The following is a 20586-nucleotide window of genomic DNA, read 5'->3' on the forward strand; positions in this document are numbered from 1 at the left end:
GCCCGGTGAAAACCGGGCGCGCTTCGTTCAGATGGCTAGAAGCCCATTACTCCGAATACTTGAACTCCGGCATGTTCTTCAGCTCGTCCTTGCTGGCATTGAACACGGCGTGATCCGGATACCATTTCGAGGTGGACGACGTCGTGGTCGCAGCGGGCTTGGTGTCGGCGGTGCCGGTCGCAGCGCCCGTGGTCGTGGTCGCGGCGGGCTTCGCGCCGGTGCCGGTGTAGGCGACGGCCTCGTTGACGAACTTCAGCTTCTCGTAGGGCACGGCGACCAGATGCTCGCCCATGCCGAGGAAGCCGCCGACGCCGATCACGGCAATCTTGATGTCGCCGCTCTTGTCCATCAGCAGGTCGTTGATCGTGCCGATGTTCTCGTTGGCCTCGTTGTAGACCTTCAACCCGTCCATCTTGGACGTACGCCACTGTCCCGATGCGGTCGTGGTGGTCGTCGTGGCGGTGGTTGCCGCAGGCGCCGCCTTGTCGGTGGTGGCGGTCGGCGACTGCGCGAACGCAACGGTCGTGAGCAGTGCAGTGCCGGCAAGGCCGGCGACGATCGTCTTCATCATTGTGTCATCTCCTTCAACGAAAAACTCGTGTGGAGAAAACAGCGCTGATCACGCGCAGTTCCGTGCGCGCGGCAATTTCGTCGCGCGATGCGAGTGCAAGAACTCCACAAGGGTGTTCCTGCGTCACTCAGTAACATTTTGCGACGCACGGTTCCCCGCCGACGATCATGCGCCCTGGGTCAAGCACGATCGCGGCGAGGAGCCGCGCCGACCCGCGTCGCTCGGGGTCAGCTCTTGTAGTCGATCAGAAGCGCGGAGAAGCCGGAGCTGCCGGATGAGCCGCCGTTGGCGCCGTAGGACGATGTCGACGATTGCGATTGCTGCAGCGCCTGGAGGAATTGCTGCAGGATCTCGGCAATGGTCTGGTCGCTGGAGCTGCTGCTGGTCGTGTCCGTGGACGACGAGGAATCCGAGGAGCTGTCGTCGGGCGGCGGACCGGGCGGCGGCCCGCCTGCGCCACCGGGGCCGCCCGCCCCGCCGGGACCGCTCGCGAAGGCGGACTGAAACACGCCCTTGAGCGCTTCGGCCTGGTCCGAGGTCAGCGTCCCGTTCGACACCTCGTTCGAGATGAGGCCGTCGATCTTCGACTGCATGTCCGCCTTGGAGGGGCGCGTGCCGCTCGACCCATCGCTCGACCGGCTCTGCTGGAGTGCCGTGTCGATGTCGGTCAGCGCCGTCGAGAGCGCGGACTGATCCGCCGACGAGACCGTGCCGGCGGACACTTCCGATTGCAATTCCTGCTGCAGCCGCTGCAGCGGGGACTGAATGTTGCCGGCGGAAGCCGCCGAAATCGAGGTCATGATGGCTCCGTGGGTTTTGCGGGGTTTCGCTGCTGTCCACGCCACGGTATGGTTAACGGCCTTAACGAGACCTTGCTGCTCCGCGAGCACACGATTGCCGCCTGTTGCGGGACGCCGGACAGAAGCAATCCGAAACAAAAATCTTCGCCATTTGGCCCGAATCTTGGACAAACAAAGCGCATGGCCATTCCCAATCCCAACATCCTGGTCGTCGAGGACGACCGCGAAACCCGGACGTTGATTGCGAAGTACCTGCGCAACAACGCCTGCAACGTCACCGCCGTGAGCGACGGCCGCGAGATGTCGCGCGCCATGGCCGATCACCGCATCGACCTGATCATTCTCGACGTCATGCTGCCGGGCGAGGACGGTCTCAGCCTGTGCCGCAAGGTGCGTGCCGAGGGGCAGACGCCGATCATCATGCTGACCGCGCGCGGCGAGGACGTCGACCGCATCGTCGGCCTGGAGATGGGCGCGGACGATTATCTGCCAAAACCCTTCAACCCGCGCGAGCTGCTTGCCCGCATCAACGCGGTGCTGCGCCGCCAGGCTGCGGCGCAGGCGGCGAGCTCGATCGAGGGCGCCTCCACGCTCACCTTCGAGGGCTGGCACATCGATCTGCGGCTGCGCGAATTGCGCAATCCGGAGGGCGCGCGCGTCGCGGTGACCAGCGCCGAATTCGATCTGTTGCGCACCTTCTGCGAACGGCCCGGCCGCGTGCTGTCGCGCGACAGCCTGCTCGACCTCACGCAAGGGCGCAACACCGGCTCGTTCGAGCGCTCCATCGACGTGCTGGTCAGCCGCATCCGCCGCAAGATCGAGCCCAACCCGGCCGATCCCACGCTCATCAAGACGGTGCGCTCCGGCGGCTATCTGTTCACGCCGCGAACCCAGGTCGCAAATCCTCAAGCGACAAGCCTTCCCGCGGCAAGCCCCCAGGCAGCAGGCATTGAAGCGGTTGCGGCGCCCCTGAGCAATTAAGGGGACGCCGACGATGAAGCCGTTCGGGTTCTTCCACCTCAAGGGGATCGGCGGGCAGATCGCCGCGCTGGTGCTGGCGTCGACCCTCGCGCTGCATCTCGTCGTCACCACCGCCTTCCTGATCAGCCGGCCGGATCGCCCCGACACGCCGCCGGACGGCGCGCACCAATTGACCGATGCCGCGCTGCTGCTCGGCTCTGCCGAGCCCGGCGAACGACCGCGCCTCGTCGCCGATCTCGCGCGCGCCTTCCCCAAGCTCGGCATCGAAGTGCTCGCCCCGGGCACCGCAAGCGTCGAGGAGAGCGACAATCAGCACCTGCGTGCAATGCGCCGTCATCTCGGGCGCGGCTACAAGCCGGTCCAGCTGGCCTCGGGCGGCAACCAATCCCGCATCGGCGTCGAGTTGCCCGACGGCACCCTGATATCAGGGCATGTCGACGGCGGACCGCGGCCATGGTTCTGGGGCGCGCCCTGGCTGATGGCGCTGATGAGCGCCTTCATCTGCGTCACCGTGCTCGGCCTGTGGGCGGCGCGGGCGCTGGCAGCTCCCCTGTCGTCCTTCGCCAAGGCCGCCGAGAATTTCAGCCTGGACGGTGGGGCGGAGCCGCTGCCCGAGCGCGGCCCGGAAGAGATCCGCTCGGTGGCGCGCGCGCTCAACCGCATGCACGAGCGGATCGCCCGCCTGATGTCGGACCGCACCCGGATGCTGGCCGCGATCAGCCACGATCTGCGCACGCCGATCACGCGGCTGCGCCTGCGTGCCGAGTTCATCGAGGACGAAACCAATCGCAAGCGCATGCTGATCGACCTCGACCAGATGCGCGCGATGCTGGAGAGCGTACTGTCGCTGCTGCGCAACGACCGCAAGGTCGAGGCCGTGACGCTGGTCGATATCGCCAGCACGCTGCAGCTCGTCGCCGACCAGTTCGGCGACATGGGCCATGTCGTGCATTACGACGGGCCGGCCTCCGCGACCGCCGCCGCGCGGCCCGACGATCTGCATCGCGGCGTCACCAACCTCGTCGAGAACGCGGTGCGCTTCGGCGCCGAGGTGACGATCCGCCTCGACGTCTCCGGCAGCAGGCTCGTGATCGACGTCGAGGACGACGGCCCCGGCATTTCGGACGCGCGCAAGCAGGAGATGCTGGAGCCGTTCGTGCGCGGCGACGATGCGCGCACCATGGACGAGTCCACCGGCTTCGGGCTCGGCCTGTCGATCGCGCGCGCCATCGCGCTCGCCCATGGCGGCGAGCTGTCGCTGCACGACCGCGAACCGCACGGACTGATCGTGCGGATGCAATTGCCGCTGTGGCAACAGCCGCGCCTGGCTGCGGCTTAGGATCGCCCGTTACGCCGCGAGCGGCGGGTGCTCGACGGCCGCCTCCTCGAAGATCGCCACCGCCTCGAAGCGATAGTTGCAGGCGTGGCAGGTCCAGAGATAGGAGACGCGCCCCTCGCCCGGCTCGATCCAGTCGGGCCGCGGGATCGGCGTGCCGCACTGGGCACAGGGGTTTTGCCTGGGGGTGTCGCTGAGGACTGCTTTTGTCATGGCACCTCTCCCGATTTGCTAGCCGCTTCCTACTCGCTTTCGCGCGCTTGCGCGACTAGACAGCCTTGCTGCCGCGAGTGGGGGTCGTCCGCCCTGAAGGAACCCTTAGCCCGGCATTGAGTCGTAACAGCGGCTCTGCGCCGCAAAATCGTCAGCGGCGGCGTTTGGTCACATCATCGCCGCGTTCGGGAGGCCTATCGGCAGCCGGGCGCAGGTCACCGAGAGGGCCTCAGGGATATCTTATGAAGATTTTACGCATTGCCGTGCTGCTCGTGGCCGGACTGACATTGCCGCAGGCGGCCTTCGCCGGTGAAGCCGAATATGCCGAGATGGTCGCGGCCCATGCCCGCGCCAACGGCGTGCCGGAAGCGCTGGTGCATCGCGTGATCATGCGCGAGAGCCGTTATCAGCCCCACCTCGTCGGCCGTGGCGGCACCATCGGGCTGATGCAGATCAAGCTCGCGACCGCGCGCGGCGTCGGCTACACCGGCGATGCCGCGGGCCTGCGCGATCCCAACACCAACCTCACCTATGCCGTGAAATACCTCGCCGGCGCCTATCGCGCTGCCAATGGCGACCACGCCCGCGCCGTGCGTTATTTCGCCGGCGGCTATTACTATGCCGCCAAGCGCCAGCGTCAGGAGGCCGTGCAGGTCGCCAACATGGGCGAGACCATGGGCCAGGGGGTTATGGGTCAACCTTGGCTGGAGCCGAACGGCAATCCGCAGCCGATGTTCGGCAATGTGCCGCACCGCAAGCTGGCCCAGCGCGTGCGCAACGCGCGGGCGCAGGCCTCGCGGTAACTCCCCGTGTCCCGGACGCGCCGCAGCGTGCAACGCTGCTGCGCAGAGCCGGGACCCAGCCCTTCCTCCGCCAAATGGGCCCCGGCTCAGCGACGCATCACGCCGCCAAGGGGCGGCGCACTGCATCGCGTCCGGGGCACGAGCGCTGCGGTTCCCGGCCAACACGCGTTGACCACCCCGCCCCACTGTCCTACATTAGACCTGTTCCGAGGGGTGCTCCGAGGAGGAGCTGAGATACCGCTAAACGGGCAATGCCGATCAACCGGCTTGCCAGGACCGCGGTGACCCTTTGAACCTGATCCGGGTCATGCCGGCGAAGGGACAGGGATGTTGCAAACGACCAAGCGACCGGATTCTCCGGTATCCATCATCGGCGCAGGCATTGCGGGCGCCTGGCAGGCTCTGCTGTTCGCGCAGGCCGGCCATGCCGTGACCTTGCACGAGCGCGGTGACGAGGCGATGACGGACGCCACCAGCCATTGGGCCGGCGGCATGCTCGCGCCCTATTGCGAGGCGGAGGTCGCCGAACCCATCATCAGCCGGCTCGGCCTGCGCTCGCTCGACGTCTGGCGGCGCGAGCTGCCCGACACGCCGTTCAACGGCTCGCTCGTCGTCGCCCATCCACGCGAGCGCAACGATTTCGAGCGCTTTGCCCGCATGACCGAGGATCACCGCCGGCTCGACGCCGCCGGGCTCGCCGCGCTCGAGCCGTCGCTGGAGGGCCGCTTCCGCGACGCGCTGTTCTTCCCGGCCGAGGGCCATGTCGAGCCGCGCCGCGTGCTGCCGCAGCTGCACGAGCGCATCCGCGCCGCCGGCGGCACCATCAAGTTCGAAAGCGACGTCACCGTCGACGATCTCGCAAAAGACCCTGACGGCATCGTGATCGACTGCCGCGGCCTCGGCGCCCGCGACGAGGAGCCGGAGCTTCGCGGCGTCAAGGGCGAGATGATCCTGATCGAGACCGCCGAGGTGCAGCTCGCGCGCCCAGTGCGGCTGATGCATCCGCGCTGGCCGCTCTACGTGATCCCGCGCGAGAACAATTTGTTCATGCTGGGCGCGACCTCGATCGAGGCCGAGGACACCGGCGTCAGCGTCCGCTCCGCGCTCGAGCTGCTCGGCGCCGCCTATGCGGTGCATCCGGCCTTCGGCGAAGCCCGCATCGTCGAATTCGGCTCGGGGCTTCGTCCCGCTTTTCCCGACAATCTGCCGCGCATCGGCATTCGCGGCCGCAGGATCACCGTCAACGGGCTCTACCGGCACGGCTTCCTGATCGCCCCCGCGCTCGCCGAGCTGACGCTCAACTATGTCGAGCGCGGCCAGATCGACAACGAGGTGATGCAATGCGTCTGATCGTCAACGGTGAGCAGCGCGACGTGACCGCGGCCAGCGTCGACGCGCTGCTCGCCGAGCTCGATTACGAGGGCACCCATTTCGCGATCGCGCTGAACTACGACGTCGTGCCGAAAAGCCGCTGGGCCGAGACGAGCCTGAAGGCCGGCGACGAGATCGAGATCATCACGCCACGGCAGGGAGGGTGAGGTGATGATGCTCTCACTCCACACTCCACTGTCATCGCCCGGCTTGACCGGGCGATCCAGTACGCCGCGGCCTCACGTTTCCCGCCGTACTGCCGCGGCATACTGGATCCCCGCCTTCGCGGGGATGACAGATACGTTTGGGCTGGCACCGTCATTCAAGGAGACACCTTCGACATGGTGACCTTCTACGGCAAAACCTTCGCCTCGCGCCTGCTCATCGGCAGCGCGCTCTATCCCTCGCCGGCGATCATGCAGAGCGCGATCCGCGCCTCCGGCTCGAACATCGTCACGGTGTCGCTGCGGCGCGAATCCGCCGGCGGCAAGAGCGGCGACGCGTTCTGGAACCTGATCCGCGAGCTCGACGTCACCGTGCTGCCGAACACCGCGGGCTGCCGCACCGTGCGCGAGGCGGTGACCACCGCAAAACTCGCGCGCGAATTGTTCGGCACGAGCTGGATCAAGCTCGAAGTGATCGCCGACAACGACACGCTGCAGCCCGACGTCGTTGGCCTGGTCGAAGCCGCCACCATCCTGGTCAAGGACGGTTTTGAAGTATTCCCCTATTGCACCGAGGATCTCTCGGTCGCCAACCGCCTGGTCGATGCCGGCTGCAAGGTGGTGATGCCATGGGCCGCGCCGATCGGCAGCGCGAAGGGCATCACCAATCGCGATGCGCTGAAGCTGCTGCGCGACCGCCTGCCCGACATCACCCTGGTGGTCGACGCCGGCCTGGGCGCGCCCAGCCACGCCGCGCAGGCGCTGGAGCTCGGCTATGATGCCGTGCTGCTCAACACCGCGATCGCAAAGGCCGCCGATCCCGTCGCGATGGCCAAGGCCTTCCGCTTGGGTATCGAGGCCGGCCGCACCGCTTACGAGGCCGGGCTAATGAACGCCCGCGACTTCGCCTCCCCTTCCACCCCTGTCGTTGGGACCCCGTTCTGGCATGCCGTATCCTGATCGCTTCTATCCCGTCGTCGACAGCCTTGCGTGGGTCGAGCGCCTCACAAAACTCGGCGTCGGCACCATTCAGTTACGCGCCAAGGAGCTCGATGACGGGCAGGCCTTGCAGATGGTCACCGACGCGCTGGCGATCACGAAAGGCACGCAAGCCAAGCTGGTCGTGAACGATTATTGGCGCGCCGCGATCGTCGCCGACGCAAAATATCTGCATCTCGGCCAGGAGGATCTCGCAGAGGCCGACCTCAAGGCGATCCGCGAGGCCGGCCTGTCACTCGGCATCTCAACCCATGACGATGCCGAGCTTGAAACCGCGCTCAAGGCAAAGCCGGATTACGTCGCGCTCGGCCCGATCTTCTTCACCACGCTCAAGTCGATGCGCTTCGAGCCGCAGGGCATTCCGAAGATCACCGAATGGAAGAAGCGCATCGGCACCATCCCGCTGGTCGCCATCGGCGGCATCAAGTTCGAGCACGCTGCGGAGATCTTTGCCGCGGGCGCGGATTCGATCGCGGTGGTGTCCGACGTCACCCAGAACGCCGACCCCGATGCGCGGGTGCGGCAATGGCTCGGCCTGAAGGAGGCGGCGTGATGTGCGCACCGCTCTCGCCTCAAACTCAACTGTCATCGCCCGGCTTGACCGGGCGATCCAGTACACCGCGGCTTCACGGCTCCAGCCGCGCCGCCTCGGAGTACTGGATCCCCGCCTTCGCGGGGATGACAGCTGTAATCGCTCCTCGCGCAGCGACATCAACGAATTAACCGGAGGATCCCATGAACATCCGCTCCAACCCCGAAAAAACCGTCCCCGCCGTCACCACCGGCCCGCTTCCCTCCTCGCGAAAGATCTTCGCGTCCCCTGACGCCGCCCCCGATCTGCGCGTGCCCCTGCGCGAGATCATCCTGTCCGAAGGCGCCGGCGAGCCGAACCTGCCGGTCTACGACACCTCCGGCCCCTACACCGATCCTTCCGTCACGATCGACGTCAACGCCGGCCTTGCCCGCAGCCGCAAGCAATGGGTTCTGGAGCGCGGCGGCGTCGAGGAATATGAGGGCCGCCAGATCAAGCCGGAAGACAATGGCAGCGTCTCCACCGACAAGGCTGCGCGCGCCTTCTCGGCCTATCACAAGCCGCTGCGCGGCCTCGACGGCCACAAGATCACGCAGCTCGAATTCGCCCGCGCCGGCATCATCACCAAGGAGATGATCTACGTCGCCGCCCGCGAAAACCTCGGCCGCAAGCAGCAGCTCGAGCGCGCGGAAGCCGCCCTTGCCGACGGCGAAAGCTTCGGCGCTGCGGTCCCCGCCTTCATCACGCCCGAGTTCGTGCGCGACGAGATCGCGCGCGGCCGCGCCATCATTCCCTGCAACATCAACCACAGCGAACTCGAGCCGATGATCATCGGCCGCAACTTCCTGACCAAGATCAACGCCAATATCGGCAACTCCGCGGTGACCTCGTCGGTCGAGGAAGAGGTCGAGAAGATGGTGTGGGCGATCCGCTGGGGCGCCGACACCGTGATGGACCTCTCGACCGGCCGCAACATCCACACCACCCGCGAATGGATCCTGCGCAACTCGCCGGTGCCGATCGGCACGGTGCCGATCTACCAGGCGCTGGAGAAGTGCAACGGCGATCCCGTCAAGCTGACCTGGGAGCTCTACAAGGACACGCTGATCGAGCAGTGCGAGCAGGGCGTCGACTACTTTACGATCCACGCCGGCGTGCGCCTGTCCTACATCCACCTCACCGCCAGCCGCGTCACCGGCATCGTCAGCCGCGGCGGCTCGATCATGGCGAAGTGGTGCCTGGCGCATCACAAGGAGAGCTTCCTCTACACGCATTTCGACGAGATCTGCGACCTCATGCGCAAGTATGACGTCTCGTTCTCGCTCGGCGACGGCCTGCGTCCGGGCTCGATCGCCGACGCCAACGACCGCGCGCAGTTTGCCGAGCTCGAAACCCTCGGCGAGCTCACCAAGATCGCGTGGGACAAGGGCTGCCAGGTCATGATCGAGGGCCCCGGCCACGTGCCGATGCACAAGATCAAGATCAACATGGACAAGCAGCTCAAGGAGTGCGGCGAGGCTCCGTTCTACACGCTTGGGCCCCTGACCACCGACATCGCGCCGGGCTATGACCACATCACGTCAGGCATCGGGGCCGCCATGATCGGCTGGTTCGGCTGCGCCATGCTCTGCTACGTCACGCCGAAGGAGCATCTCGGCCTGCCCGATCGCAACGACGTCAAGACCGGCGTCATCACCTACAAGATCGCGGCTCACGCGTCTGACCTCGCCAAGGGCCACCCCGCCGCGCAACTGCGCGACGACGCCCTCTCCCGCGCCCGTTTCGACTTCCGCTGGAGCGACCAGTTCAACCTCGGCCTCGATCCCGATACCGCGAAGAACTTCCACGACGAGACCCTGCCGAAGGAAGCCCACAAGGTCGCCCATTTCTGCTCGATGTGCGGCCCAAAGTTCTGCTCGATGAAGATCACGCAGGACGTGCGGGATTATGCGGCGACGCTGAACGACCCGAACAGCGTCGGCATGTCGATGCAGGGCACGGCAGAAGACGGCATGGCCAAGATGAGCGCGAAGTTCAAGGAGATGGGGAGCAGCGTTTATCTGGATGCGGAGAAGGTGAAGGAGAGTAATCGGGTGTTGTGAGGGCCCTCCTGCTCGCCCAAACTCAGCTGCTCCATTCAGAAAGCCGGGCCATTCGCCCGGCTTTCTTGCAGAAGCGTCGCTTCAAGAAACGGTCTTCTTCAACAATGGCTGATCCGCCTTCACGGAGACCGAGCATTCCGGCTCCCAAGGGAATCGCCTGTTGACGTCCTGCCAAATGACTTGCAGGCAGGGGAACGCAAGTCGCGATTTCCGGTAGAACCAGACCGCAGTGCCGAGGTAATCAGGATAAGCCGCCAACGGCACTTGCCAGAATCCGAGCTTGTAGCCGTTCTCCAGCAGTTCGTCGGAGATACTGTCGTCGTCGAATTTATCTCCCGCCGCAGCCCGATCGCGGATCAGGTTGATGATCGCCTGCGCGTTCTGGGCGCTCTGACCGAAGATAAGGAGTTCGGGGTGGCCGTAGTTCAGATACAGACCGATCGAAAATGCAAATGGTGGATTGGCATCTGGTACGCCTGTGATATGGCAGCCGTGGTTGCGGACATTGCGCAGGATGACCTTGTCGGCCTCGTGCTCCGGCTTGGGCCACTCAAATTGGTCTTGCATAAATCCTCCAGCCGGCCTGAGGCGCACGGCGCTCACACGCCTCTGATAATAACGACGGCAGATTCAGGGAAGAAGTAAGCCAATAGCTGCATCGAAGATGTCCAACATCATTCACCGCCTTCCCGACCAGCTCCGTCCCAACCTCCGCCTCGTCTTCGTCGGCACCGCCGCCTCGACGCGCTCGGCGGAGCTCGGGCACTACTACGCGCATCCCGGCAACCGCTTCTGGCGCGCGATCCATGAGTCCGGAATCACGCCGCGGCGCTATCAGCCAGGCGAGTTCGCGGAGCTGATCGCGCTCGGGATCGGCTTCACTGATCTGTCCAAGTCGGGTGCCGGGATGGATCACCAGATCGAGGCTGCTTCGATCGACGTACCCGGCTTCAAAGCCAAGATCGAAAAGTATCGGCCGCGAACGATCGCGTTCACGAGCAAGAAGGCGGCGAGCTTGTTTTATGGCAAGCCGTCGGCTGCGATCGCGCTGGGGCGGCAGGTGCGCGACGGAAGCTTGCCGGAGATATTCGTGCTTCCCTCGCCGTCCGGCGCGGCGTCCGGGCATTGGACGATCGAGCCGTGGCGCGAACTGGGGGCGTGGATTGGTCGCGCCCCCTGAACGGCGACTGCCGGATTGCGTCTGCTCTCGTATCCCGGGCAAGCGTAGCGCAGACCCGGGACCCAGAAGCTCCGGCACGCGTTCGTCATGGGACCCGGCTCTGCAGCGCATCGCGCCGCAAGGGGCAGCGCGCTGCACTGTGTCCGGGGCACGCCACCACCGATATTTCGCACACAGTCTGTCGGAGACAGCATCCGTCGTTCGTCCTGGAAACGATCACCCCGGAGCCTCCAATGCCCCCCACCATCACCGCCTTCGAAAACTCCCCCGACCGCGGCAAGGGCCAGGCCCGCGACATGCGGGTTCGCTGGGCGTTCGAGGAGGTCGGTCAGCCCTACGACGTCCGCCTCGTGTCGTTCAAGGCGATGAAGGAGCCCGCGCATCTTGCGCTCCATCCGTTCGGGCAGATTCCGACCTATGAGGATGGCGATCTCGCGCTGTTCGAGTCCGGCGCAATCGTGCTGCACATCGCCGAGCGCCATGATGGCTTGCTGTCTAAAGATGCCAATACGCGCGCCCGCGCGATCGCGTGGATGTTCGCCGCGCTGAGCACAATTGAGCCGCCGATCGTCGAGCTCACCATGGCGATGCTCTTCGAGCGCGACAAGAGCTGGTCCGCGGAGCGGCTGCCGATGTTGCAGGATCGCGTCCGCGTCAGGCTCGGCGAATTGTCCGCTCGCATCAGTGGTGCGGACTGGCTCGACGGCGCGTTCAGCGCCGGCGATCTCATGATGGTGACGGTGCTGCGGCGGTTGAACACATCGGGCCTGCTCGATGAATATCCTGCCATCGCCGCTTACGTCGCGCGCGGCGAGGCACGGCCCGCGTTCCGCCGCGCGTTCGACGCGCAGCTTGCGGTGTTCACCGCAACGGCGCGCTCGTAGCCGTCCCTACCGCATCGTGATCGCAAGGCCGCTGAGATCGGCATTCGCCATCAACCCGACCTGCGTGCCCGACAGCTCCAGCACCGCGCCCTTCTGGTTGGTCAGCACGATGGCCCGGGCGCCGGCGCCCACGGCAAGGCCCGCGCCGGCAGCGCCGTAGACCCCGGCGACGTCCGAGGGACGGTTGATGTTGCTGACGCGGCCGCGCAGCACGGTCTTGGAGCCGCCGAAGACGAGGCCGTAGTCGAGCCCGCCGGTCGAGAGCCCATAATTGCGGCCGCGGAAGTTGAGCACGCCGCTGCCGCCCGAGCCGCCGATGATCCAGCCCGCCTTGTAGATCGTCAGCGTCACGAAACCGCTGTCGGCCTGCGCCGCGGTCGAAAGTCCGGCCAGGGCCGCGATGGCGACCAGCGCGGCGCGAAGGGTGGATGCAAGCTTCATGGGGGTCTCCGGGGGCTGTCTTTAGGGGGATTCGAATCAGACGCGGCGAATGTATCTGATTGATGGGGGCGGCAACATGATGGGATCAGGCGCGAGGCGCGCTCGTCGCCGAGCACTCAGCTGTCATCGCCCGGCCAGTGCGCAATTGCGCACTCGGACCGGGCGATCCAGTATCCAGAGGCGGTCATGGTCGAGCCGAAAGGGCACGGCGTACTGAATGCCCCGGTCAAGCCGGGGCATGACGGCGGAGTTTGGGGCGGCACCACGGACCAATCGCAGCATGCGATGATGCCCCTGTTTTGCCCGACGAAGCAGACGATCATTTCGCTCTTTTCGAATTTCAAAAAGCTCAATGATTTCCGTCCCCTCCCTACTGTGCATGGGGTTGTTTTTGCATTTTTTGTTTTGAGGCCCTCTCACCTGCCGCTACGCTTGTGGCATCAGCGACCGTCCTTGCGAGGTGATCCCATGCCGATCCAGCATTTCGCACCCCCGCCCCACGTGAAAGCGCCGCCGCTGTCCTTTGCGACGCGGGTCGGCGATCTCCTGTTCGTCTCGGGCATTCCCGGCTTCGACGCCCATGGCGCGCTGCCTGATGGTTTCGAGGCGCAGTTCGCCAATGTCGTCGTCAACATCAAGCGCGTGCTGGACGAGGCCGGCGCCGGTATCCGCGACCTCGCCAAGGTCAACGTGCTCTTGACCCGCCCCTCCGACGTCGCCGCCATGAATGCGCTCTATGCCGGCGCCTTCGGCCCGCCGCCTTACCCGGCGCGCACGACGTGCGTGGTGCAGGCCCTGCCCGATCCGAAGATGCTGATCGAGATCGAGGCGGTGGCCTCGCTGGCGAAGGGCTAGTTCGAACGGCGGAGGGACGGCTGACATATCCGTGATCGACCGCCGCCCGGCTTGCCAGAAGCATTGTTTTGCCGCACCAGTTTTCCTCTCACCTTCCCTTCAGGAGATATTTCATGCGTCGCGTTCTCGCCCTCTGTGCCGTTGCCGGCATCGCTTCCTCCGTGTTCGCCGTGCCCGCGTCCGCCAAGGCCGGCTATTACGTGATCCGCTGGGACAACACCGGCATCTGCCAGGTCTGGAACGAGGACCTGCAGTACAAGCCTCTCCAGATCGGGGTGTCGACCTACAAGGTCGTCAGCAAGCCGATGCCGACCTTCCAGCAGGCGTCCGACCTCCAGATCAAGATGCGCGCGGAGCGCCGCTGCACGCTCTAGGCTTGACGCGACAAGACGGATGTCGAGGGCGGATCGCGCGAGCGGTCCGCCCTTTTCTTTTGCGGGACCTGCGCATTTTCTGCCGCCGAAACCGGCCAGGTCCCGCGCGCGATGTTTGAACCTGATCGGCGCGTGGAATGACTCACATCTTGTCCGGCGCGCATCACCCACAGGCGTCCGGCACAAGCCCTCCCCGCATTGCCGGGAGGCGCATCACATCATTCATTTGAGGAGCTGATCATGCGTCGTATTTCCGTGCTGTGCGCTGCCGCCGGTCTTGCCGTCACCGCGTTCGTCGCCGCGAGCCCTGCACAGGCCAGCTATCACCTGATCCGCTGGCAGGACTCGGGCTTCTGCCAGATCTGGGACGAGAGCATCCCGACCACGCCGTGGCCGGCCGGCTATCACCGTGCCAGCGCGAGCATGCCGACCTTCATCGACGCCCTCGCGGCGAAGGATGCCGCGCTGAAGAACGGCCACTGCACCTGGTAGGATTTCGATCGGCGGACGAAGAGCCGGGCAAGGACGAAGACCTCGTCCTTGCCCGCTTTGTTTTTCACGCGTCCTTGTGCGCGCCGGGATGGATCAGGACGTCGCGCGCGGCGGCGAGGTCGATGAAGGCTTGCGCGCTGCCGCCGTGGTCGGGATGCATGCCCTTGGCGGCGCGGCGATAGGCTTGGTTGATGTCCTCGCAGGTGAGCTGCACCGCGAGCGGCAGGCCGAGCATCTTGCGGGCGCGATCCTCGCTGGAGAGCTTCTTCGGCGTGGCGTTGCGGCGGCCGAAGCGCGGCGCGGTCAAATCATGGACGACCTCGAGCACCACGCCGAGACGGCGCTGCGCCGCCAGCGTGACGCCGTCATCGTCATTGTCGACCGCCTGGCGCAGCACCGGCAGCGCCTGCTCCGCCGCCTGGCGCAGCGTGACGTCGACGCTCATCCGCGCGATCTCGGCCACGAGCCGGCCCGCCTGGGCGAAGTCGGCGGATTGCGCCGACCGCAGGCGTTCCAGAGCCAGTTTCCAGGAGTCCAGCCGAGTGTCGAGCCGTTCCATCATGCGTGCAACGTTTAGCAATCAAGATCAGTATGCCAAGGCTGCCGTTTCCGACCCCTTAATTTCGAGTTAGCGTTTGGTGAAACTTCGAAAAGAAATCGGGAGGAAAATGTCATGGCATTGCTCGCAAACCACATCGCCGTCGTCACCGGGGCCGGTTCCGGCATCGGCCGCGCGATCGCCGCCGGCTATGCGCGCGAGGGCGCGCGGGTGGTGCTGCTCGACGTCAATTCCGACACGGTCGCGGAGGCCGCGCAGGAGATCCGAGAAGCGGGTGGCAAGGCCGAGAGCTTTGCGCTCGACGTGACCAGGCGCGAGGATTGCTTCGCGCTGGCAAAGCAGGTCGAAGGCAAGGTCGGGCAGGTCTCGATCCTCGTCAACAATGCCGGCATCACCCGCCGCAACGCCTTCACCGCGGAGGCCGAAACGGTGGCGAAGGACTGGAACGACATCATCTCGCTCAACCTCAACGGCGTCTTCAACATGACGCAGGCCTTCCTCGCGCCTTTGCGCGCGAGCAAGGGCCGCATCGTCAATATCGGCTCGATCCAGTCCTTCGTGCATCTGCGCACGCCGAGCTCGGCGGCCTATACGACCTCGAAGCACGGCGTGCTCGGCTTCACCAAGGCGCTCGCGGTTGAGCTCGGCAAGGAAGGCGTGCGCGTCAACGCGATCGGGCCGGGCTTCATCGAGACCAACATCAACGCCAATGTGCGCGCCACCAATCCGGCGCTGGTGCAGGCCTTCCTCGACCACACCCCGCTGGCGCGCACCGGCAAACCGGAGGATATCGTCGGCCCCGCGCTCTTCCTCGCGTCGGATCTGTCGGCCTATGTCACGGGAACGATCGTGATGGTGGACGGTGGCTACCGGACGGTGTGAGGGAGCAGACCGGACCGCACTGATATGCATCTTCTGCCAATCGCGGCGGCTTCGCGGCATTCCCGAGGTCATCTGGTGCGATGCTCCCCAATTAACCTTTCGTTAACCAAACCCGACCACCGTGGATCTACGGCTTGGGGGTCGTTTGTTCTCGATCCGCTTCCAACGATGGAAGCGGGCGTTGATCGGGGAGTGTGTTGATGACCACTGTTCATGTCGCCGCGTCCGAGCCGGGCGCGCAATTTCTTGCTCCTAACCAGATCGTTCCGCTTCTGATCGGCGCCACCGTCGACGAGGTCGAGCGCGAGCTCGTGCTCCAGACGCTGGCGCGCTGCGACGGCAACCGAACGCGCGCCTCGCGCGTGCTCGGCCTGTCGGTGCGCACGCTGCGCAACAAGATCAAGCTCTACGCCGCCTCCGGCATCGACGTGCCCGCCTATCAGGATTAGCGCGCGGAATTGCTGCTGTCGTCAAACGCCGCTAAGTAGCTTGCTTCCGTGACAGGGGAGCAGTGGCGTGGCAGACGATCAGGGACGGCGGCAGGGACCTCAAGGGCCGCGCGGACGGCAGGGCGAGCCGGGACGGCCGGGACCGCAGGGTCATCCGGGCCGGCGCGGCCCCGACGGCGCGCGCGGCAAGCCGGGTCCGCAGGGCAAGCCGGGGCCGCTCGGAAAGGCGGGACCTCAGGGCAAGCCCGGTCCGCAAGGCAAGCAAGGCGAGGCCGGCCCGCGCGGGGCCATCGGCGTGCAGGGTCCTGCAGGGCCGCAAGGACCTGCGGGGCCGCAAGGACCTGCGGGGCCGCAAGGCCCGCGCGGCGAGCCGGGACCTGCCGGTCAATTGCCCTCGATCGAACAGGTGCTGCCATGGCTCGATCAGCTGTTCGACGCCTGGGACGAGCGGCGCCGTCAGCGCGAGCGCGAAGCCGCCGAGCGCGAAGCGCTGGAGGCCGCCGTGCAGGAGCCCGATGCAGCGACCGTCGACACCGAGAGCGACGACGGCGAAGGCGACGGGCCCAGGAAGAAGAAGAAAAAGAAGAAGCACGGCCAGAAGGACTAAGTGCCGCATCCGAGCGCTTAGTGCCCTGGACGCAGCGCGGCGTGCAATGCTGCGCTGCTGAGCGAGGGCCCGTCTCGCCAAGCGATGTGCGGGTCATTTGGGCCTCGGCTTTGCGGAGCGGCACTTCCCGCCGCACCGCGTCCGGGACACCAGCCAGGTCAAGACGAACCGGACGCGTCGTCCTTGTGCGGCAGCATGCCCATGCGCTCGAACTGCCAGCGCATGGCGCGATACCAGAGATAGCCGACCGCCGCGCCGCACAGCGCCAGGATGATCACGTTCGCGCTCGAGAACGAGCCGCTCCACCACATCATCCACGCCGTCCATAGCAGCGTGAAAACAATGGCACCTGCTTTCAGGGGAAGAAGGGGGCGGTTCATGATCGTGCTCCGGGCTGTCAAAACCCCGGCGAACACCATCGCTTACCTGGAGGCTTTCTTCCGTGAGCCAGATCACGGAATGGGCTTGTCAGCGATCGCTAGCCGAAGCGCAGCCGCGAGCGTTCCTTGGCCCTCTCCGCCTCGACCTCGCGGTCGCGCGCCGGGGCATGGGTGTGCAGCGAGCTCAGGAGTCTCCGCGCGGCCTCCGAAACCTCCGCCACGGCACGGTCGAACGCCGCCTCGTTGGCCTGCGACGGCTTGTTGAAGCCGGACAATTTTCGCACAAACTGGAGCGCGCTGGCGTGGATCTCATCCTCCGTCGCCGGCGGCTCGAAGTTGAACAGCGTCTTGATGTTGCGGCACATGCAGGCCTCTCTCCGGATGTTTCCATGAAGACGATCGGCGGAGCTGAAATCCTACATCCTTCTTCGCAGTTCTGCTAAGTTCCGCCGTAACGCGGCCGCCGACCATGAGCCGCAACGGGGGAGAACAACATGAAGATGCTCTGCGCGGCGCTGTCGGCCGTTCTGCTGTCGATTTCGATGTCGGCCATCTCCACACCCATATCGGCCGCCGATCATCCGGCCCCCAAGCAAGGCGACTGGATCGCCAAGGACTTCAAGTTCCACACCGGCGAGACCATGCCGGAGCTGAAGCTGCATTACACCACCGTGGGCGAGCCCACGGGCCAGCCGGTGCTGGTGCTGCATGGCACGGGCGGCTCGGGCACCGGCATGCTGGGGCCTTCCTTCGGTGGTGAGCTGTTCGGCCCGGGGCAACCGCTCGACGCCTCCAAATATTACATCATCATTCCCGACGGGATCGGCCACGGCAAATCATCGAAGCCGTCGGACGGAATGAAAACCAGCTTCCCGAAATACAATTACGACGACATGGTCGAGGCGCAATATCGCCTGGTGACGGAAGGCCTCGGCGTCAAGCATCTCCGCCTCGTCATCGGCAATTCGATGGGCGGCATGCACACCTGGCTGTGGGGCGAGAAATATCCGAAGGCGATGGACGCGCTGATCCCGATGGCCTCGCAGCCGACCGAAATGGCCTCGCGCAATTGGATGATGCGGCGGATCATGCTCGACACCATCCGCAACGATCCCGACTACAATGGCGGCAACTACACCAGCCAGCCGCGCATGATGAAATACGCAGCCACCGCTTACGGCATCGCCAGCATCGGCGGCACACTGGCTTATCAGGCGCAGGCGCCGACCGCGGCCAAGGCCGACAAGATGGTCGACGACCGGCTGGCGACGCCGATCACGGCGGATGCCAACGACTTCGTCTACCAGTGGGAGTCCTCGCACGACTACAATGCGGGCGAGAAACTCGAAGCCATCGAAGCATCGCTGCTGCTGATCAATTCCGCCGACGACGAGCGCAATCCGCCGGAGACTGGCATCACCGACGCAGCGATGAAGCGGGTCAAGAACGGCAAGCTGTATCTCATCCCGGCAAGCACCGAGACGCGCGGCCACGGCACTACGGGCAATGCCAAATTCTACGTCGAGCAGGTCCGGCAATTGTTGCAGACCGCCCCGCAGCGGACGATGTAATGCGAGCAGCAAGACGGCATGTCGAAATCCCGCTTTCGCAAGTCTGCACTCGCGCTTCCCGGCGTCATCGAGGGCGAACATCACGGTCATGCCGACTTCCGCATCGGCAAGCGCGTGTTCGCGACGCTGGGTTATCCCGATGACACATGGGGCATGGTGAAGCTTACGCCGGACCAGCAGGCCATGCTCGTCGACGCCGAACCGGAGCTGTTTCGTCCGGTCCCTGGCGCCTGGGGCAAGAGCGGCAGCACGAATGTGAAACTCGCGAAGATCGATCCGACGACGTTGCGGAGCGCGCTTGATATGGCCTGGCGCAACGTTGTACCGAAATCGCTGCTCGCGTCGATCGAGACGCGATCGCGAAGCTGATACCGCATCGCATCATGCGCGGCGCCCCCTGCGCCGCATATTATTTGGGCATGCAATGCGCCGATAGCTCGGGCTTAATCGCGTCAACGATGGAATCGACGCGAGCAGGACTCGCACGCGAAGATCAGGCCACGACGAGGAGGGATCGCATGCACAGGCTCGCACTGTGCGTCTGGCTGATCGCGATGACGGCGCTGACCGGCGCCGCACTCGGGTTCGACAACGGTCAATACGACCACGTCCCGCCCGACATCCGCGCCTGGTTCAAGAGCGTCATCGCGCCGAACGGCGTGCCCTGCTGCGACGTCTCCGACGGCCATCGCACCGACTATGATGTGCGCGGCGGCGCCTATTGGGTGCCGATCGAAGGACAATGGATGGAGGTGCCCGACCGCGCCATCATCCGCGACCGCGGCAATCCGGTCGGCCAGGCCGTGGTGTGGTACGTCCACCACCGTGGCGCCATCATCATCAGCTGCTTCGTGCCGGCGGATGCGGTCTAGCCGCGCGATGGCGCGTCAGTGCCGCGCGTGGTAGTTCGAGCGATGGCTTCTGAACCCGACCGCAGGCGCGCGGTGATGCGCTTCGCTCTTGCCGCACTCTACGTCGCTGCGGGGTTTGCGCATCTGGCCGTCCCCGACAAGTTTCTCGCGATCGCGCCGTCCTGGGTTCCCTTCCCGATAGAGGTCATTCTCGTCACCGGCATTTGTGAGATTGCGGGCTCGATTGCATTGCTGATGACGCCGCTGCGCTGGTGGGCAGGCGTGGCGCTCGCGCTCTATGCGCTTTGCCTTTGGCCTGCGAACATCAAGCACGCGCTGGAGGGTATCGACGTTCCGCCCATCCCCAATAGCTGGCTTTACCATGGTCCGCGCCTGGCGCTTCAGCCCGTGCTGATCTGGTGGGCACTCTACTGCGCCGACGTGATCGCATGGCCATGGCGGCGACAAAAGGGATAGCGGGGCGGCCGGAGAATGATAGTCTCGGCACGTCAATCAAGGAGACCTTCGTGACCCAGCTTTGCGCCGAAGACCTCGCCACCATCTATGCCAAGCCGAGCCCGCGCGTGATCGCAAAGGCGCGTCCCGCGATCGACGCGCACGCGAAGAAATTCATCGAGATGTCGCCATTCTGCGTGCTCGCGACATCGGGAGCGGACGGCAGCGTCGATGCCTCGCCGCGCGGCGGCGGCATCGGCTTCGTCCACGTCGCCGGCCCCAATCAGCTGTTGATGCCCGACCGCTCCGGCAACAACCGGATCGACAGCTTCCGCAACGTCGTCGAAGGCTCGGGCTTCGTGCAGCTGTTGTTCTTCGTCCCAGGGATCGACGAGACGCTGCGCGTCGGCGGTCGCGGCACGCTGTCGGCCGATCCGGATCTGCTTGCCTCCATGGTGGAGTTCGGCAAGCCGCCGCGCGCGGCGCTGAACGTTGCCGTCAGCGAAGTCTATTTCCACTGCGGCAAGGCGCTGATGCGCTCGAAGCTGTGGTCGTCGGAAAAGGTGCAGCGCTCGGTGATGCCGAGCATCGTGACGGTCATTCACGACCAGACCGGCCTCGGCGAGCCGGCCAGCCAGGAAACCGTGGAAGAAATCTACAAGACGCAGTTGTAGCTGAAGCTCAGTTCAGCGGTGGAGCAACAGCCACGGTGTCGTCCGGGCGAACGCCGGGT

Annotated in this window: 29 protein-coding genes and 1 riboswitch; of the genes, 21 read left to right on the plus strand and 8 right to left on the minus strand. The window is 65.5% G+C overall.

Translation table 11 applies throughout. The annotated features are described in order from the left end of the window. Positions 1–46: 46 nt before the first annotated feature. The gene (locus XH83_RS28630) at positions 47–571 is read right to left on the minus strand and encodes a PRC-barrel domain-containing protein (RefSeq protein WP_194403976.1); all 525 of its coding nucleotides are present in this window, start codon (positions 569–571) and stop codon (positions 47–49) included. Between the two features lie 227 nt (positions 572–798). Next, on the minus strand, positions 799–1371 hold the full coding sequence (locus XH83_RS28635) for a hypothetical protein (RefSeq protein WP_194403977.1): 573 nt from the start codon (positions 1369–1371) through the stop codon (positions 799–801). Positions 1372–1551: 180 nt separating this feature from the next. Between XH83_RS28635 and XH83_RS28640 the strand changes: the two genes are divergently transcribed. Together XH83_RS28640 and XH83_RS28645 are read left to right on the plus strand one after the other, a co-directional pair. Continuing rightward, complete coding sequence (locus tag XH83_RS28640) at positions 1552–2352, plus strand: response regulator (RefSeq protein ID WP_194403978.1); 801 nt, start codon at positions 1552–1554, stop codon at positions 2350–2352. Between the two features lie 13 nt (positions 2353–2365). Further along, on the plus strand, positions 2366–3691 hold the full coding sequence (locus XH83_RS28645; RefSeq protein ID WP_194403979.1) for an ATP-binding protein: 1326 nt from the start codon (positions 2366–2368) through the stop codon (positions 3689–3691). A 9-nt stretch (positions 3692–3700) separates the two neighbouring features. Here the strand turns inward: XH83_RS28645 and XH83_RS28650 are convergent, their stop codons facing one another. Beyond that, complete coding sequence (locus tag XH83_RS28650) at positions 3701–3901, minus strand: hypothetical protein (protein WP_194403980.1); 201 nt, start codon at positions 3899–3901, stop codon at positions 3701–3703. A gap of 242 nt (positions 3902–4143) precedes the next feature. Here XH83_RS28650 and XH83_RS28655 point away from each other — a divergent pair, with 242 nt between their 5' ends. The 6 genes from XH83_RS28655 to thiC all read left to right on the plus strand — a co-directional run bounded on the left by XH83_RS28655 (position 4144) and on the right by thiC (position 9872). Next, entirely contained in the window at positions 4144–4704 is a 561-nt protein-coding gene (locus XH83_RS28655; RefSeq protein WP_194403981.1) for a lytic transglycosylase domain-containing protein, read from the plus strand. A 199-nt stretch (positions 4705–4903) separates the two neighbouring features. Beyond that, positions 4904–5044, plus strand: a riboswitch (TPP riboswitch). Continuing rightward, a complete protein-coding gene (locus XH83_RS28660; protein WP_194403982.1) occupies positions 5032–6054 on the plus strand; it encodes an FAD-dependent oxidoreductase in 1023 nt (340 codons plus the stop codon). Its footprint overlaps the riboswitch before it by 13 nt. Beyond that, a complete protein-coding gene (gene thiS, locus XH83_RS28665) occupies positions 6045–6242 on the plus strand; it encodes a sulfur carrier protein ThiS (protein ID WP_194403983.1) in 198 nt (65 codons plus the stop codon). The genes XH83_RS28660 and thiS overlap by 10 nt, the downstream gene beginning before the upstream one ends. A gap of 174 nt (positions 6243–6416) precedes the next feature. Beyond that, a complete protein-coding gene (locus XH83_RS28670) occupies positions 6417–7199 on the plus strand; it encodes a thiazole synthase (RefSeq protein WP_194403984.1) in 783 nt (260 codons plus the stop codon). Then, complete coding sequence (locus XH83_RS28675; protein ID WP_194403985.1) at positions 7186–7791, plus strand: thiamine phosphate synthase; 606 nt, start codon at positions 7186–7188, stop codon at positions 7789–7791. The genes XH83_RS28670 and XH83_RS28675 overlap by 14 nt, the downstream gene beginning before the upstream one ends. 182 nt (positions 7792–7973) lie before the next feature. Next, positions 7974–9872 carry a phosphomethylpyrimidine synthase ThiC gene (gene thiC / locus XH83_RS28680; protein ID WP_194403986.1) on the plus strand — a complete coding sequence of 633 codons (1899 nt, stop codon included), beginning with the start codon at positions 7974–7976 and terminating at the stop codon, positions 9870–9872. Between the two features lie 81 nt (positions 9873–9953). Here the strand turns inward: thiC and XH83_RS28685 are convergent, their stop codons facing one another. Then, positions 9954–10439 carry a DUF4262 domain-containing protein gene (locus tag XH83_RS28685; protein ID WP_194403987.1) on the minus strand — a complete coding sequence of 162 codons (486 nt, stop codon included), beginning with the start codon at positions 10437–10439 and terminating at the stop codon, positions 9954–9956. A 97-nt stretch (positions 10440–10536) separates the two neighbouring features. Here XH83_RS28685 and XH83_RS28690 point away from each other — a divergent pair, with 97 nt between their 5' ends. Further along, complete coding sequence (locus XH83_RS28690) at positions 10537–11052, plus strand: mismatch-specific DNA-glycosylase (RefSeq protein WP_194403988.1); 516 nt, start codon at positions 10537–10539, stop codon at positions 11050–11052. A gap of 233 nt (positions 11053–11285) precedes the next feature. Beyond that, on the plus strand, positions 11286–11936 hold the full coding sequence (locus tag XH83_RS28695) for a glutathione S-transferase family protein (RefSeq protein WP_194403989.1): 651 nt from the start codon (positions 11286–11288) through the stop codon (positions 11934–11936). Positions 11937–11942: 6 nt separating this feature from the next. Here the strand turns inward: XH83_RS28695 and XH83_RS28700 are convergent, their stop codons facing one another. Then, positions 11943–12377: a hypothetical protein gene (locus XH83_RS28700; protein ID WP_194403990.1), complete on the minus strand. Its 435-nt coding sequence runs from the start codon at positions 12375–12377 to the stop codon at positions 11943–11945. Positions 12378–12845: 468 nt separating this feature from the next. Here XH83_RS28700 and XH83_RS28705 point away from each other — a divergent pair, with 468 nt between their 5' ends. The 3 genes from XH83_RS28705 (at position 12846) to XH83_RS28715 (ending at position 14098) form a co-directional block, all read left to right on the plus strand. Beyond that, positions 12846–13232 carry a RidA family protein gene (locus XH83_RS28705; RefSeq protein WP_194403991.1) on the plus strand — a complete coding sequence of 129 codons (387 nt, stop codon included), beginning with the start codon at positions 12846–12848 and terminating at the stop codon, positions 13230–13232. A gap of 113 nt (positions 13233–13345) precedes the next feature. Next, the gene (locus XH83_RS28710; protein WP_194403992.1) at positions 13346–13606 is read left to right on the plus strand and encodes a hypothetical protein; all 261 of its coding nucleotides are present in this window, start codon (positions 13346–13348) and stop codon (positions 13604–13606) included. 240 nt (positions 13607–13846) lie between these two features. Continuing rightward, positions 13847–14098: a hypothetical protein gene (locus tag XH83_RS28715; RefSeq protein WP_194403993.1), complete on the plus strand. Its 252-nt coding sequence runs from the start codon at positions 13847–13849 to the stop codon at positions 14096–14098. A 64-nt stretch (positions 14099–14162) separates the two neighbouring features. Here the strand turns inward: XH83_RS28715 and XH83_RS28720 are convergent, their stop codons facing one another. Continuing rightward, entirely contained in the window at positions 14163–14660 is a 498-nt protein-coding gene (locus XH83_RS28720) for a J domain-containing protein (protein WP_194403994.1), read from the minus strand. A 111-nt stretch (positions 14661–14771) separates the two neighbouring features. On the opposite strand from XH83_RS28720, the gene XH83_RS28725 reads away from it, so the two are divergent. From XH83_RS28725 to XH83_RS28735, 3 genes are all read left to right on the plus strand, one after another. Next, positions 14772–15539, plus strand: coding sequence for an SDR family NAD(P)-dependent oxidoreductase (locus XH83_RS28725; protein ID WP_194403995.1), 768 nt, complete (start codon positions 14772–14774; stop codon positions 15537–15539). 200 nt (positions 15540–15739) lie between these two features. Continuing rightward, positions 15740–15988: a helix-turn-helix domain-containing protein gene (locus XH83_RS28730; RefSeq protein WP_128917339.1), complete on the plus strand. Its 249-nt coding sequence runs from the start codon at positions 15740–15742 to the stop codon at positions 15986–15988. Between the two features lie 67 nt (positions 15989–16055). Further along, entirely contained in the window at positions 16056–16595 is a 540-nt protein-coding gene (locus XH83_RS28735) for a collagen-like protein (protein ID WP_194403996.1), read from the plus strand. 158 nt (positions 16596–16753) lie between these two features. Here XH83_RS28735 and XH83_RS28740 read toward each other — a convergent pair whose 3' ends face one another. Beyond that, positions 16754–16975: a hypothetical protein gene (locus XH83_RS28740; protein ID WP_194403997.1), complete on the minus strand. Its 222-nt coding sequence runs from the start codon at positions 16973–16975 to the stop codon at positions 16754–16756. A gap of 98 nt (positions 16976–17073) precedes the next feature. Then, entirely contained in the window at positions 17074–17340 is a 267-nt protein-coding gene (locus XH83_RS28745; RefSeq protein ID WP_194403998.1) for a DUF2277 domain-containing protein, read from the minus strand. Positions 17341–17469: 129 nt separating this feature from the next. On the opposite strand from XH83_RS28745, the gene XH83_RS28750 reads away from it, so the two are divergent. From XH83_RS28750 to XH83_RS28770, 5 genes are all read left to right on the plus strand, one after another. Beyond that, entirely contained in the window at positions 17470–18546 is a 1077-nt protein-coding gene (locus XH83_RS28750; protein ID WP_194403999.1) for an alpha/beta fold hydrolase, read from the plus strand. 18 nt (positions 18547–18564) lie between these two features. Beyond that, a complete protein-coding gene (locus XH83_RS28755) occupies positions 18565–18915 on the plus strand; it encodes an MmcQ/YjbR family DNA-binding protein (protein WP_194404000.1) in 351 nt (116 codons plus the stop codon). Between the two features lie 149 nt (positions 18916–19064). Then, positions 19065–19418: a hypothetical protein gene (locus tag XH83_RS28760; protein ID WP_194404001.1), complete on the plus strand. Its 354-nt coding sequence runs from the start codon at positions 19065–19067 to the stop codon at positions 19416–19418. Between the two features lie 75 nt (positions 19419–19493). Then, on the plus strand, positions 19494–19874 hold the full coding sequence (locus XH83_RS28765; protein ID WP_246776345.1) for a DoxX family protein: 381 nt from the start codon (positions 19494–19496) through the stop codon (positions 19872–19874). A gap of 50 nt (positions 19875–19924) precedes the next feature. Continuing rightward, positions 19925–20527 carry an MSMEG_1061 family FMN-dependent PPOX-type flavoprotein gene (locus XH83_RS28770; RefSeq protein ID WP_194404002.1) on the plus strand — a complete coding sequence of 201 codons (603 nt, stop codon included), beginning with the start codon at positions 19925–19927 and terminating at the stop codon, positions 20525–20527. Positions 20528–20586: the final 59 nt, after the last annotated feature.

Source organism: Bradyrhizobium sp. CCBAU 53351, from assembly GCF_015291745.1.
Classification (GTDB): domain Bacteria; phylum Pseudomonadota; class Alphaproteobacteria; order Rhizobiales; family Xanthobacteraceae; genus Bradyrhizobium.